Annotated in this window: 11 protein-coding genes; 6 read left to right on the top strand and 5 right to left on the bottom strand. The window is 65.1% G+C overall.

Annotated elements, in window-relative coordinates; genetic code table 11:
• The first annotated feature begins 159 nt into the window (after positions 1-159).
• Both B3E94_RS22540 and B3E94_RS22535 read left to right on the top strand, forming a co-directional pair.
• Positions 160-1,596: a TolC family outer membrane protein gene (locus B3E94_RS22540; protein WP_176516127.1), complete on the top strand. Its 1,437-nt coding sequence runs from the start codon at positions 160-162 to the stop codon at positions 1,594-1,596.
• 132 nt (positions 1,597-1,728) lie between these two features.
• Positions 1,729-2,955, top strand: a complete 1,227-nt coding sequence (locus tag B3E94_RS22535) for a hypothetical protein (RefSeq protein ID WP_286915279.1) — start codon at positions 1,729-1,731, stop codon at positions 2,953-2,955.
• On the opposite strand, the gene waaA is transcribed toward B3E94_RS22535, so the two are convergent.
• Together waaA and B3E94_RS22525 are read right to left on the bottom strand one after the other, a co-directional pair.
• Complete coding sequence (waaA, locus tag B3E94_RS22530) at positions 2,945-4,219, bottom strand: lipid IV(A) 3-deoxy-D-manno-octulosonic acid transferase (RefSeq protein WP_286915278.1); 1,275 nt, start codon at positions 4,217-4,219, stop codon at positions 2,945-2,947. The two genes, B3E94_RS22535 and waaA, sit on opposite strands and share 11 nt — an antisense overlap.
• Before the next feature lie 11 nt (positions 4,220-4,230).
• Positions 4,231-5,121, bottom strand: a complete 891-nt coding sequence (locus B3E94_RS22525; protein WP_286915276.1) for a LysR family transcriptional regulator — start codon at positions 5,119-5,121, stop codon at positions 4,231-4,233.
• Between the two features lie 87 nt (positions 5,122-5,208).
• Between B3E94_RS22525 and B3E94_RS22520 the strand changes: the two genes are divergently transcribed.
• From B3E94_RS22520 to B3E94_RS22505, 4 genes are read left to right on the top strand one after another with little or no spacing between them, the layout of a single operon-like run.
• The gene (locus tag B3E94_RS22520) at positions 5,209-5,541 is read left to right on the top strand and encodes a DMT family transporter (RefSeq protein ID WP_054887895.1); all 333 of its coding nucleotides are present in this window, start codon (positions 5,209-5,211) and stop codon (positions 5,539-5,541) included.
• A gap of 46 nt (positions 5,542-5,587) precedes the next feature.
• Positions 5,588-6,763, top strand: a complete 1,176-nt coding sequence (locus B3E94_RS22515; protein ID WP_286915273.1) for an NAD(P)/FAD-dependent oxidoreductase — start codon at positions 5,588-5,590, stop codon at positions 6,761-6,763.
• Entirely contained in the window at positions 6,760-7,572 is an 813-nt protein-coding gene (locus tag B3E94_RS22510) for an aldo/keto reductase (RefSeq protein WP_286915272.1), read from the top strand. The genes B3E94_RS22515 and B3E94_RS22510 overlap by 4 nt, the downstream gene beginning before the upstream one ends.
• Positions 7,573-7,623: 51 nt before the next feature.
• The gene (locus B3E94_RS22505) at positions 7,624-8,592 is read left to right on the top strand and encodes a metal ABC transporter ATPase (RefSeq protein ID WP_286915271.1); all 969 of its coding nucleotides are present in this window, start codon (positions 7,624-7,626) and stop codon (positions 8,590-8,592) included.
• A 79-nt stretch (positions 8,593-8,671) separates the two neighbouring features.
• On the opposite strand, the gene hldE is transcribed toward B3E94_RS22505, so the two are convergent.
• From hldE to B3E94_RS22490, 3 genes are all read right to left on the bottom strand, one after another.
• The gene (hldE, locus tag B3E94_RS22500; protein ID WP_176516141.1) at positions 8,672-10,093 is read right to left on the bottom strand and encodes a bifunctional D-glycero-beta-D-manno-heptose-7-phosphate kinase/D-glycero-beta-D-manno-heptose 1-phosphate adenylyltransferase HldE; all 1,422 of its coding nucleotides are present in this window, start codon (positions 10,091-10,093) and stop codon (positions 8,672-8,674) included.
• A gap of 130 nt (positions 10,094-10,223) precedes the next feature.
• The gene (msbA, locus tag B3E94_RS22495; protein WP_286915270.1) at positions 10,224-12,032 is read right to left on the bottom strand and encodes a lipid A export permease/ATP-binding protein MsbA; all 1,809 of its coding nucleotides are present in this window, start codon (positions 12,030-12,032) and stop codon (positions 10,224-10,226) included.
• A gap of 15 nt (positions 12,033-12,047) precedes the next feature.
• Positions 12,048-13,223 (bottom strand): O-antigen ligase family protein, encoded by a 1,176-nt coding sequence (locus B3E94_RS22490; protein WP_286915269.1) that lies wholly within the window; start codon positions 13,221-13,223, stop codon positions 12,048-12,050.
• Between the last annotated feature and the right edge of the window lie 71 nt (positions 13,224-13,294).

The raw sequence follows: 13,294 nt of genomic DNA, 5'->3' as shown, positions 1-13,294 counted from the left end.
AGTCTAGACTGGAGTGGTCGGCTAAGCCAAGCGGGTAAAACGTAGCGATGATGAAAGGCGCACTCGGCGATTGTTGCCGACTGCTCACGGCACTACACTGGCCCGTCATTCGATACTCAACAGTTCAGAAATTACAATTTCGTACAAGGATTGCCTCTTATGCTGCGCAAACTCTCACTGGCGATTGCCGTGTCTTGTGCGTCCAACGGAGTGGTCTGGGCAGCGGATGTGCCCACGACGGTGAAGACCGATCTGGTCAGCGTCTACCAGGAAGCGGTAGACAACAACGCCGATCTTGCTGCCGCCCGCGCCGATTATGGCGCCCGCCGCGAAGTGGTGCCCCAGGCCCGCGCCGGCCTGCTGCCGAACCTCTCGGCCGGTGCCGAGATGCTCAGCACACGCACCAAGCTCGACGAGCCGTCGACCACCAGCAACCGCAGTGGCAACTCGTGGAACGCCACCCTTTCGCAGCCGATCTTCCGCGCCGACCGCTGGTTCCAGCTGCAGGCAGCCGAGGCGGTCAACGAGCAGGCGGCGCTGGAGCTGTCGGCGACCGAGCAGAACCTGATCCTGCAGACCGCGCAAAACTACTTCGCGGTGCTGCGCGCCCAGGACAACCTGGCCGCGACCAAGGCCGAGGAAGCCGCCTTCAAGCGCCAGCTCGACCAGTCCAATGAACGTTTCGACGTCGGCCTTTCCGACAAGACCGACGTGCTGCAGTCCCAGGCCAGCTACGACACCGCGCGCGCCAACCGGATCATCGCCGAGCGCCAGGTGCAGGATGCCTTCGAGGCGCTGGTCACCCTGACCAACCGCGAGTACAGCTCGATCCAGGGTGTGGTCCACACCTTGCCGATCCAGGTGCCGACCCCCAACGACGCCAAGGCCTGGGTGGAAACCGCCGGGCGCCAGAACCTCAACCTGCTGGCCACCAACCATGCCGTCGACGCCGCCGAGGAAACCCTGCGCCAGCGCAAGGCCGGGCATGCGCCGACCCTCGATGCGGTGGCCCGCTACGAGAAAGGCGACAACGACAACTTCGGCTTCAACAACCCCTCGCCCTTCCCCGGCCAGCGTTACGGCGGCGACGTTGAACAGACCAGCATCGGCCTGCAGCTGAATATCCCGATCTACAGCGGCGGCCTGATCAGCTCGCAGGTGCGCGAGGCCTACCAACGCCTGAGCCAGAGCGAGCAGCAGCGCGAAAGCCTGCGCCGCCAGGTGGTGGAGAACACCCGCAACCTGCACCGCGCCGTGAACACCGACGTGGAGCAGGTGCAGGCGCGCAAGCAATCGATCATTTCCAACCAGAGCGCACTGGAAGCGACCGAAATCGGCTACCAGGTCGGTACCCGCAATATCGTCGACGTGCTCGATGCCCAGCGCCAGCTGTACACGTCGGTGCGCGACTACAACAACAGTCGCTATGACTACATCCTCGACAACCTGAGCCTGAAGCAGGCCGCCGGCACCCTGAGCCCGCAGGATTTGATCGACCTCAAGCGCTACCTGAAGGCCGACTACAACCCGGACAAAGACTTCCTGCCACCGGACCTGGCAGCCGCTGCCGCCAAGAACTTCGAGCGCAAACCCTAAGCTGACGGCTCGGCCCTGAAGGGGCGTCTCTTCAGGGCTCACCTAGCATTTCTACCAGTTACGCAGCTTTGCACATCCTCCTACATTCGCCGAAAGCGTTCGCCAACATCGGCCAATGAGGATGGAAAGAACATGAACTGCAAGCAGAACCAGCAGCACCCGGACTTCATCTACCTGGACAAGACCGGCGAGGTCGGCACCGTCAGCCTCGCGCCGGGATCCAACGACTTGCTGCTCCTTACCGGCAACTCGGCCTTGGAGGACAGCGCCTTTACCGTGGCGAGCCTGGATCGCGAAAAACAGGAAACCTTGCTGGCCACGCACTATTTCGAGCCAGGTGACGAGCTGTTCTTCGGGCTATCGGCCCAGCCCCGCCAAGACGACACCCTGTTTCTCGCCGGCGCGCTGTGGGGCGATGATCTCTATCCGGCGTTTGCAAGGCTCAAATCGACCGGCCCGCTGGACACCTCGTTTGGTGACTGTGGCACCAAGGTCCTGCGTGACCTGGCATCGAGGCAGGCTACCCCGGCCAGGGCCTTGAGCGTCCAGACAACGGCGATGGCGAGCTACGCAACCCCCTCTCCTACCGCTCACATCCCCCTGCCGGGCGGTGGTTACCTGGTTGCGTCGGCAGAAACCGGTTACTTGCTGCGCCTCAAGGAAAACGGCGACCTCGACAGCAGCTTCGGCGATGGCGGCAAGCTCAAACCAGCGCCACACGGCGCCGAGGGCTTCGAACTGACCAATGCTGCGCTGCGCAGCGAAGACGTGATCGTGGTCATCGGCAATGCTGGCGCCAAGGGCATCATTGCCACCTACGACATGTCCGGCAGGCCGATCGATGGTTTCAACGGCAAGGGTGTGGTGACGTTCGAGCATGAAGACAGCGTGAACCTGATGAACCTGACCTTCTCGCCCGACCAGAGCGCGTTTACGATCGTGGGCATGACCCATGTGAATGGCCGACGAAGGGCGCTGGTGGCGCGGTTCGATGCCCTCGATGGCAGCCTCGATGCGGGCTTCAACAACGGGCGCCCCTTCCACCTCGAGCTCAAAGGCTACGAGACCTCGTTCCTGCAGGTGGCCTCGCGACTGAACAAGGGCCAGGAGGAGCGAATCTACGCTGTTGGTGGCGTCATTGCCTTCCCCACCCCGGGTTTCGTCGCTGCCGCTTTCGACAAGCATGGCCTGGTGCAGGAAGAATTCCCGGAAAGCGTGGTAATCGGCAAGGAAACCACGCTGGCAAACAGCATGCTGCTGCTGCAGGACCCTCCCCGCCTGGTAGTCGGCGGAGGGGTCCGCATGAAGGACAGCAATGACTTCCAGGGCTTCGTGGCCCTCTATCCACTCAGCCTGTGACAAGCCGCCCCAGGGCGTCCAGCAACCGCTGCAGCGCCCCCTGATTACGCTGCATCACCGCCTGCCCGGCCGCGCCCATGCGCCGGGCATCCTGCGGCAGCTCGATGAGCCGCCGCACGGCCTCTGCCAAGCCATCGGCATCATCCACCTGCTGCAGGGCGCCTGCCTCGCGCAGCATCGCGCTGATCTCCAGGAAGTTGAACACGTGCGGCCCCATGATCACCGGCAACGCCAAAGCCGCAGGCTCGAGCGGGTTGTGCCCGCCGGTGGCGACCAGGCTGCCGCCGACGAAGGCGATGTCGGCCAGCGCATACAGGAACAGCAGCTCGCCCATGGTATCGCCCAGCAGCACCCGGGTCTGGGCGTCGACCGCCGTGCCGGCGGAGCGGCGTACCGTGGCGAACTGCTGGCTGCACAGGGCGTGCACCGCATCGAACCGCTCGGGGTGGCGCGGCACCAGGATGAGCAGCGCATCGCCGTGCACCTGCAGCAGCTTCTGGTGCGCCTGCAGGATCAACGCATCCTCGCCCTCATGGGTACTGGCGGCGATCCACACCGGGCGCTGGCTCGCGCCCCACTGCTCACGCAGCGCCCTGGCGCGCGGCAGCAGCTGCGCGTCGACCTTCAAGTCGAACTTGATCGAACCTGTCACCTGCACGCACTCGGCACGGGCGCCCAGGTCGCGAAAGCGCTGCGCCTCGGTTTCGGTCTGCACGGCGATCAGGTTCATCTCGGCGAGCATGGGCCGGGTCAGCTTGGCAAAGCGTGCATAGCCACGGGCCGAGCGCTCGGACAAGCGGGCGTTGGCCAGGGCCACCGGGATGCCGCGCTTGGCGCACTGATGGATGTGGTTGGGCCACAGCTCGGTTTCCATGATGATGCCCAGGCAGGGGCGCACATGGTCGAGAAAGCGCCCCGCCGCCCACGGCAGGTCGTAGGGCAGGTAGCAATGCTGGATGCGCGGTTCATCGGCGAACAGCGCGCGAATGCGCTCGGAACCGGTCGGGGTCATGCAGGTGAGCGTGATCGGCAGGTCCGGGTAGTCCTTGAGCAGCGCGCGCACCATGGGCGCGGCCGCGATGCTTTCGCCGACCGACACCGCATGCACCCAGATGCCGCCCTGGCGCATGGCCGGCAGGTTGCGGGCAAAGCGCTCACCGATGCGCTGGCCATAGGCCGGCGCCTTGCGGGCACGCAGGTACAGGCGCAGCGCAACCAGTGGCAGGCCCAGGTGAAACAGCAGGGTATAGAGAGTTCTGTTCATGGCGGCGAAGTCTACCCGATCGCACGCAGGTGTACCGCAAAGCGCTCGGCCAACCATTGCGCGGCCGGGCCCAAGGGCTCGTCGCGGCGCCAGGCCAGCTCCACCACCAGGGCAGGTGGGCGCCATTCGCTGTGCAGTTCGACCATCTGCGCCTGGTAGGTGGGGTACTGCACCACATGCCGCGGTAGCCAGGCCCAGCCCAGGCCGCGCATCAGCAGCTCGGCCATGGCGTAGAAGCTGTCGGCGCGCCAGACCTGCGGGCTGATCGCCTCGCCGCCAGGGTAGCCGCTCTGCTGCGGGGTGATGAGCAACTGGCGGTGGCGCGCCAGCTGCTGGCGGGTGACCCGGCCTTCACGCGCCAGCGGATGGTCGACCGCACACACCGTGACCATCTCCACGCTGCCCAGGGTGCGCCGCTCCAGCGCGGCGGGCATGCTTTCGTGGTGGAAGAACAACCCCAGGTCCGCGCGCCGCTCCGCCAGCTTGCGCGCCACGTCGCCCTGGGCACCGCTGGCCAGTTGCACTTCCAGGTGCGGGTAGCGGCTGGCCAGCTCGTCGAGGCTGTCGATGACCGGCTGGTAAGGCATGGCTTCATCCTGAGCCACCCGCAACAGCGCTTCCTGGCCACGCATCAGGGCCAGCGCCCGGCCATCCAGGTGCTCGCACTGGCGCAACAGTTCACGGGCATCCTGCAGCAGCGCCGTGCCGTTTTCGGTGAGTTTGGGCTGCCGGCCACTGCTGCGCTCGAACAGGGTGACGCCCAGATCGGCTTCCAGCAGCGCAATGGCATTGCTGACCGCCGATTGCGCCTTGCGCTGCTCGCGCGCAACGGCAGAAAACGACCGCAGTTCGGCCACTCGGGCGAACAGGCGCAGTTGCTCCAGGTCCCAACGTTCTGCCATCAACCTATCTCCCATAACGATAGGTAATGACTTTACCGCATCCGAGGGGCGTCTAGAATGCTCGACCAGTCACCGGAGAATCGCACCATGAACGCCTACACCTACCTCGCCATCGCCATCTGCGCCGAAGTCATCGCCACTGCCTCCATGAAGGCGGTGAAGGGCCTGAGCACGCCGTTGCCGTTGCTGCTGATGGTGGTCGGCTATGGCATCGCGTTCTGGATGCTGACCCTGGTGGTGCGCAGCATCCCGGTGGGCATCGCCTATGCGATCTGGTCAGGCCTGGGCATCGTGCTGATCAGCGTGGCCGCCCTGGTGGTCTACGGGCAGAAGCTGGATGTGCCGGCGATGCTGGGCATGGCGATGATCGTTGGCGGGGTGGTGGTGATCCAGCTGTTCTCGAAAACTGCCGGGCATTGATGCGGGCTGTATACTTGCCAGCTGTCCCAGTCTTCGAGGTACCGCCATGCCAACCGCCATTTCCACTGACGTGCTGATCGTCGGCGCCGGGGTCGCAGGCCTGTGGCTCAATGCCCGGCTGCGTCGCCTGGGCTATTCGACCGTGCTGGTGGAACGCGCCAGCCTCGGCGGCGAGCAGACCATCAAGTCCCAGGGCATCATCCACGGCGGCACCAAGTACGCCTTGCACGGCGCCCTGACCGGCGCCTCCGAGGCCATCGCCGACATGCCGCGGCGCTGGCGCGAAGCGCTGGCGGGCAGCGGCGAGCTCGATCTCGGCCGCACCCGCCTGCTGTCCGATGCGCATTACCTGTGGTCGCCCGGCACCCTGGCCGGCAACCTCACCAGCTTCTTCGCCAGCAAGGCCGTGCGTACCCGGGTCGAACAGGTCAAGGGCGAGCAGCTGCCGCCGGCCCTGCAGGACCGCGCCTTCAAGGGCAAGGTGTATCGCCTGGCCGAGCTGGTGATCGACGTGCCCAGCCTGCTGGCCAACCTGGCCGAACTGGCAGGAGACAGCCTGCTGGCCGGCGAGCGCATCGAACCGCTGCGCGAAGGCGACGAACTGCTCGGCCTGCGCGTCGACGGCCGCGAGATCCGCGCCCAGCGCGTGGTGCTGAGCGCAGGCGCCGGCACCGAGGATCTGTTACACGCCCTGGGCCTGCAGCAGCCCGCCATGCAGACACGCCCACTGCACATGGTCATGGCCAAGGGCGCCAACCTCAAACCGCTCTATGCCCACTGCCTGGGCGGCGGCACCAAGCCCAGGGTGACGATCACCACCCACCCGGCCGCCGATGGCCAATGGGTGTGGTACATGGGCGGCGACCTGGCCGAAGCCGACGGGGTCGCCCGCGAGCCCGCCGCGCAGATTGCCGCCGCGCAGAAGGAAGTCGCTCAGTTGCTGCCGTGGGTCGACCAGAGCCAGGTACGCTGGGCCACCCTGCGGGTGGATCGCGCCGAACCTGCGCAGTCCGGCCTGGTACGCCCGGACAACGCGTTTCTCGCCGACCAGCAGCGCCTGCTGGTGGGCTGGCCGACCAAGCTGGCCCTGGCACCGGACTTCAGCGACCGGGTGCTCAACCACCTGGAACGCGACGGCATCCGCCCCCAGGCCCAGGCCGACCTGGCCGACCTGCCACGCCCGCCCCTCGGCGTAGCGGCCTGGGAGCAACTGCTGCCATGACCCTGCCGACCCTGCACGACTTCCACCGCCCCCTGGGCAGCACCGGCTTCAGCGTATCGCCCCTGGGCCTGGGCACGGTCAAGCTCGGCCGCGACCAGGGCGTGAAATACCCCTCCGGCTTCACCATCCCCGGCGACGACGAAGCCCGCCTGCTGCTGGCCCAGGCCCGCGAGCTGGGCATCAACCTGATCGACACGGCGCCAGCCTACGGTCGCAGCGAGGAACGCCTGGGCCCGCTGCTGCGCGGCCAGCGCGATGAATGGGTGATCGTCAGCAAGGTCGGTGAAGAGTTCGAGAACGGCCAGTCGCACTTCGACTTCAGTGCCGCCCATACTCGCCGCTCGGTGGAACGCAGCCTGCAGCGCCTGGAAACCGACCGCATCGAACTGGTACTGGTGCATTCCGACGGCAACGACCTGGCGATCCTCGAGCAGACCGAGGTTTACCAGACCCTTGCCGCGCTCAAGCAGGAAGGCAAGATTCTTGGCTTCGGCCTCTCTGGCAAGACCGTGGCCGGCGGCCTCAAGGCCCTGGAGCAAGGTGATTGCGCGATGGTCACCTACAACCTCAACGAGCAGGCGGAGCGCCCGGTGCTGGACTACGCTGCCGAACACGGCAAGGCCATCCTGGTGAAGAAGGCCCTGGCCAGCGGGCATATCTGCCTGGCGCCCGGTGTCGACCCGGTACAGGCCAGCTTCGAGTTGCTGTTCTCCCACCCGGGCGTGAGCAGTGCTATCGTCGGCACCATCAATCCGTTGCACCTGGCCCATAACGTGGCCACCGTCGCCCGCATCCTGGGCCAGCATTGAGTTGACCCCACCCCAGGGCCTGGAAACGGGCCCGACGCAAGGAGGAGCCTCGTGCCGCGTACCCTGATCCGCAAGAACCCGAGCAACTTCAAGACCCTGCCACTGCATGTCGAGGCCACGGCCGAAAGCCTGGTCTACCAGAGCATCGGCATGCCGCTGAACTTCGCCCAGACCCAGCAGCGGCGCAAGGCCATCCAGCTGCCTGACAACCAGCGCTTCGTGGTCGAGCTGGCCAACCTCGGCGTTTCAGTGCGCCTGACCCTGCACTGGCAGCAGCGTGATTACTGGGTGCTGGTCCGGCAACGCCGCCAGGACCGTGGCGATGTGGTGCTGAAGCTGATTTCGGGCTATGTCCCGGCCCAGGAACTCAACCTGCCGCTGCACACTGCCGTGCAGGAAGTGGCCGAGGAATGCCTGCTGGAAACGCCAGAGGGCTGGCTGGGCGGGCGCTTCAACGACACCTGGCTGCCGGCGCCTTATGCCGCAGCCCTGCATTACCGCGAAGCTCTGCCCTTCGTGCTGACGCCAGAATCCGGCGCCGCCCGCGCCGTACATTGCGGCAACCTGATGCTGTTGGAGCGCCCGCGTGCCTATGTTCACCTGCCAACGGCATCGTTGCAGCTGATCTACGACATGCGCCTGCAAGTGCCCAAAGAAGCCAAGAAGCTGAGCCTGTTCCACGTCGATGAACGGCTCGAAGGCGGGCAGCTGGTGGCACGGCTGAACCGCAAACGGCCAGACCTGTACCTGATGCCACTGCAAGAGGGTCAGCCACTGGCCGAGCTGTACACGCTGAAGAAGGACGAACTGGTGCCGGCGAGCACCCGCGGGCTGTACCTGGCCGAAAGCTTTGCCAGGCAGAGCGGCTGGGTAGTTGCCGAGGAGCGCATCCGCTGGAAGGACTGGGTGAAGCAGCAGGGCCTGGTGGAGCGCAAGGCCGAGCCGGCCTCACACCTGCAGCGCTTTGGCGACAAGGCGCGGGCGCTGCTGGAGCGGGCGCGCACTACCCTGCACAAGTGATACCGGGCTGCTTGGCAGCCCGATCGCGAGGTAGGAGCCGGCTTGCCGGCGATTGGGCCGCAGGACGGCCCCGGCTACATCAGTTCTTGCGGATTTTCTCGACGATCGCCGTGGTCGAGCTGTTCTCGACCAGCCCCAGCACTTTCACCGTGCCGCCATAGGCGCGGACGATATCGGCGCCGACCACCTGGTCGATGCCATAGTCACCGCCCTTGACCAGCACATCCGGCTTGACCTGGCTCAGCAGGTTTTCCGGCGTGCCTTCGGGGAAGCTGATGACCCAGTCCACCGCACCCAAGCCCGCCAGCACCGCCATGCGCCGGTCGACGCTGTTGATCGGCCGACCCGGCCCTTTCAGGCGGCTGACCGACGCATCGTCGTTGACCGCGACGATCAAGCGATCGCCCTGGGCGCGCGCCTGCTCGAGGTAGGTCACGTGGCCGGCATGCAGGATGTCGAAGCAACCGTTGGTGAACACGATCTTCTCGTTGTGCGCACGCGCGTCGTCGATCGCCAGCAGCAGCTGCTCCAGGCCAAGCACACCACGCTCGGAACCTTCCTCGCGCTGGATCGCGCGGCGCAGTTCAGGTGCGCTGATGGCCGCGGTACCCAGCTTGCCAACCACGATGCCGGCCGCGAGGTTGGCCAGGGCCACGGCATGCGGCAGGTCTTCACCCGCGGCGATGGCCGCCGCCAGGGTGGAGATCACGGTATCGCCGGCACCGGTCACATCGAACACTTCACGGGCACGGGCCGGCAGGTGCAGCGCCGGCTGGCCGATGCGCAGCAGGGTCATGCCATGCTCGCCACGGGTCACCAGCAAGGCACCCAGGTCCAGGTCCTGCAGCAGCTGCAGGCCCTTGGCGACCAGTTCGGCCTCGTCGGCGCAGCGGCCGACGATGGTTTCGAACTCGCTGAGGTTCGGGGTGATCAGGCTGGCGCCACGGTAGATGGAGAAATCCTTGCCCTTGGGGTCGGCCAGCACCGGAATGCCCTTGGCACGGGCGGCCTGGATCAGGCTCTGGTGGTTCTTCAGCGCGCCCTTGCCGTAGTCGGACAGCACCAGCACCTTCACGCCCTCGAGCAGGCTGTCGACTTCCGTGCCCAGCGACAGCGGGTCGGTGGCGAAGGGTTCTTCGAAATCGATGCGCAGCAGTTGCTGGTGGCGGCTCATGACCCGCAGCTTGACGATGGTCGGCTGGTGAGCGATGCGCTGGAACACCGAACGCACGCCGGCGGCCTGCAGGCTGTTGGCCAGGCTGTCGGCGGCCTCATCCTGGCCGGTCACGCCGATCAGCGAAGCCGGCGCGCCCAGGGCGGCGATGTTCAAGGCAACGTTGGCCGCGCCGCCGGGGCGATCCTCGATCTGATCGACCTTGACCACCGGCACCGGCGCTTCAGGCGAAATACGCGAAGTACCGCCATGCCAGTAGCGGTCGAGCATGACATCGCCGACCACCAGTACCGGGGCTTGATCGAAACGCGGCATGGACAACTTCATGGGCAACCCATATGAAAATAATGAACAGGGGCAGGATATTAGCACAGGGCAGACGAGGGCTTTACGGCCAGATCGGGCCCTGGAAAATTCCAGTGACAATCGGGGCCGCAAGGCCCCGATCAAGGTAGGCTCAGGTGATATCGGCCTTGGTCGGCTCGTCCAGGCCCATGGCATGCAGGCGGGCATAATGGCCATTTGCAGCCAACAGCTCGGCATGGGTGCCACGCTCCACCAGGCGGCCCTGGTCCATGACCAGGATCTGGTCGGCCTTCTCGATGGTCGACAGGCGGTGAGCGATCACCAGGGTGGTACGGCCTTGCATCACGTGGTCCAGCGCGGCCTGGATATGCCGTTCGGATTCGGTGTCCAGGGCCGAGGTCGCTTCGTCGAGGATCAGCAGCGGGGCGTTCTTCAGCAAGGCCCGGGCAATTGCCAGGCGCTGGCGCTGGCCGCCGGAGAGCAGCACGCCGTTTTCGCCCACCTCGGTGTCGAAGCCTTTGGGCAGGCGGTCGACGAACTCCTTGGCATAGGCGTCGGCCGCTGCCGCTTCGATGTCCGCGCGCGGGGCGCCGGCCAGGTCACCATAGGCGATGTTGTTGGCCACCGTGTCGTTGAACAGGGTCACATGCTGGGTCACCTGCGACACGTGCTTGCGCAGGTTGCGCAGGCGATAGTCCTCGATTTCCACGCCATCGAGCAGGATCTGCCCTTTGCTGTGGTGATAGAAACGCGGGATCAGCGCCGCCAGGGTCGACTTGCCGCTGCCAGAGCGGCCCACCAAGGCAATCATCTGCCCAGGTTCGGCGACGAAGCTGATATCGCTGAGCACTTCGCGCTCGGTGTTCGGGTAGGTGAAGCTCAGGTTGCGCACTTCCAGGCGCCCCTGCACGCGCTCCTTCTCGACCGTGCCGGTATCGAGCTCAGGCTCCTCGTCCAGCTGCTCGAAGATGCTCTCGGCGCCGGCCAGGCCTTTCTGGATGGTCGAGCTGACTTCCGAAAGCTGGCGGATCGGCTTGGGCAGCAGGCCCGCGGCCGTGATGTAGGCCACCAGGTCACCGGCGGTGGACTCACCGCGCAGGAACAGCACCAGGAACATCAACGCGGCCATGGCGCTGTAGATCACCAGCTGCAGCATCGGCGTATACAGCGAACCGGTCTTGGTCATGCGCAGCTGCTTGTCGGTGTTGCTCTGGCTGGCGCGACCGAAGCGCTGCTGCTCGTAGGCTTCGCCGCCGAAGCTGCGCACCACGCGGTAACCCTGGATGGTTTCGGACGCGACGTGAGTCACGTCGCCCATGGCCACCTGGATCTTCTTGCTCTGCTTGCGGAATTTCTTGCTGGCGACGCTGACCATCACCGCGATTACCGGCAGGATGGCGACCATCACCAGGGTCAGGTGCCAGTTCATCCATAGCAGGTAGGCGAACAGGAACACCACCGTCAGGCCTTCACGGATAACCACCTTGATCGCGTCAGTGGCGGCGCCGGTGACCATGGTCACGTTGAAGGTGATGCGCGAGATCAGGTGCCCGGAGTTGTGGGTGTCGAAGTAGCGGTTGGGCAGTACCAGCAGCTTGTTGAACAACTCGACGCGCAGGTCATGCACCAGGCACAGGGAAACCTTGGCCAAAAAATAGTTGCCCAGGAACGACCCCAGCCCCTGCCAGGCGGCGATCAGGATGATCAGCAGCGGCACCGCCTGCAGCAACTGCAGGTCGCGCAGGTACGGCACATTGGGGAACAACACCGCTTCGGGGTTGCTCAGGCCATCGACGAAGTATTTCAAGATGCCGGCCAGCATGGGCTGGGTCGAGGCAAAGATCACGAAACCGATGATGCTCAGCAAGAAAATGCCGACATAGGGTTTCACGTAGCTCAGCAGCCGGAAGTAGATCTTCAGGCTGGAGGAGTGCTCCGCCGGTCGCGGTGTTTCGGCCATCATCGAGCTCGCTGTTCAGGTTGAACCGGAAATTTTACCACAGGCGCCCTTTTCGGCACGCCCCCAGGGTAACAACATGGCCAGGCCGACCGTCAGCCAGCTGACGAACCACTCGGCGCGCGGGGTTCCGCTGATGCTGGCGGCATCGAACTGCATGGCCAGTGTGGAGTAGACCCACAGCGCAAGCAGGATCTTGCCCATCAGGGTATCCCGGGCACGCACGATTTCGCCCAGGGTGAACAGCCAGGCGGCGATCCACAGCAGCATCCCCGGCAGGCCTATCTCGATCGCGACGTGGGTGAACATGTTGTGCGAGTGATCGAACACCATCCCCACCGTACTCACATCGTATTCAGCACCCAGCCCCAACCCTGTCCAGGGACGTTCGCCGATCATCTGCAGCACCGCCTGGAAAATCTCCGGGCGGTAAGAGGAGCCACGCTGGGTGATAACGTCGTAGACAAAGAAAAAGGCAAGACCGGTGGCGAGCAATGCCAACACCGCGAAGAGGCGGCTGTGACGATCACGGAACCACAGCGGCGCAAGCACCACGGTGATCAGCAACGCCAACACCCCGCCACGGCTCTGGCTGAGCGCAACGAACGCCCCCAGGCAGGCCAATGCCAGCACCCAGCCAAGCTGGGCTGCGCGCTGCCGAGGCATTTGATAGAGCAGCATCAGCACGGCCGCCCCTATTACATAGGCGCCGAGAATCGGGTGCGATATTTCACCGATGCCTTCGAGACGAGCCAGCAATGGCTGGCCCTGCATGCCATAGAACTTGACGATAGAGATCAATGCGGCAATGGCCAGCAAGCCAGCACCGAGCTGCAGCAAGCAGCGAATGCGCGCCAGCCCGGCCTGGGCCAGCAAGGGGAACGCCAGCAGAAACACCAGGATGTAGACCAGCCGCTTCACCTCACGCCCGGGCTGCGGCGCAGTCGACCACACCAGCGTCAGCCCCGCCCATACCATCAATGCCAGCAGAGAGGCCCATAGCGCCGGCTGGCGCCGGAACGCTTGTAGATACACCGCCCGCGCCGACCACGCGAGCACCAAGGTAGGCAGCCATAAAAACAGCACCAGGCCTTGTTGATAAATCTTGTTGCTGGGCGCCAGGGCGATCGCCGCCACGAACCAGACCAAGCCAAAACCCAACCAGGCCCGTGCCCAGTTTTTTTCGTACAACATCCATTCCCCCGGTCACTCAAAAGACACCATCATGGTGCTACCGCATTATTTTCGGCATTATTGCCGGTCAT

It is taken from the genome of Pseudomonas sp. UBA6315, from assembly GCF_002438125.1.
Classification (GTDB): domain Bacteria; phylum Pseudomonadota; class Gammaproteobacteria; order Pseudomonadales; family Pseudomonadaceae; genus Aquipseudomonas; species Aquipseudomonas faucium.
The sequence above is the reverse complement of the archived record's forward strand: the minus strand, read 5'-3'. Positions and strand labels throughout refer to the sequence as shown.

What these genes read in the sequence shown, in the direction of transcription:
- msbA (WP_286915270.1), bottom strand. Translation starts at nt 12,032, where the DNA reads ATGGCCGAAACACCGCGACCGGCGGAGCACTCCTCCAGCCTGAAGATC.
- B3E94_RS22535 (WP_286915279.1), top strand. Translation starts at nt 1,729, where the DNA reads ATGAACTGCAAGCAGAACCAGCAGCACCCGGACTTCATCTACCTGGAC.
- B3E94_RS22515 (WP_286915273.1), top strand. Translation starts at nt 5,588, where the DNA reads ATGCCAACCGCCATTTCCACTGACGTGCTGATCGTCGGCGCCGGGGTC.
- B3E94_RS22525 (WP_286915276.1), bottom strand. Translation starts at nt 5,121, where the DNA reads ATGGCAGAACGTTGGGACCTGGAGCAACTGCGCCTGTTCGCCCGAGTG.
- waaA (WP_286915278.1), bottom strand. Translation starts at nt 4,219, where the DNA reads ATGAACAGAACTCTCTATACCCTGCTGTTTCACCTGGGCCTGCCACTG.
- B3E94_RS22510 (WP_286915272.1), top strand. Translation starts at nt 6,760, where the DNA reads ATGACCCTGCCGACCCTGCACGACTTCCACCGCCCCCTGGGCAGCACC.
- hldE (WP_176516141.1), bottom strand. Translation starts at nt 10,093, where the DNA reads ATGAAGTTGTCCATGCCGCGTTTCGATCAAGCCCCGGTACTGGTGGTC.
- B3E94_RS22490 (WP_286915269.1), bottom strand. Translation starts at nt 13,223, where the DNA reads ATGTTGTACGAAAAAAACTGGGCACGGGCCTGGTTGGGTTTTGGCTTG.
- B3E94_RS22540 (WP_176516127.1), top strand. Translation starts at nt 160, where the DNA reads ATGCTGCGCAAACTCTCACTGGCGATTGCCGTGTCTTGTGCGTCCAAC.
- B3E94_RS22520 (WP_054887895.1), top strand. Translation starts at nt 5,209, where the DNA reads ATGAACGCCTACACCTACCTCGCCATCGCCATCTGCGCCGAAGTCATC.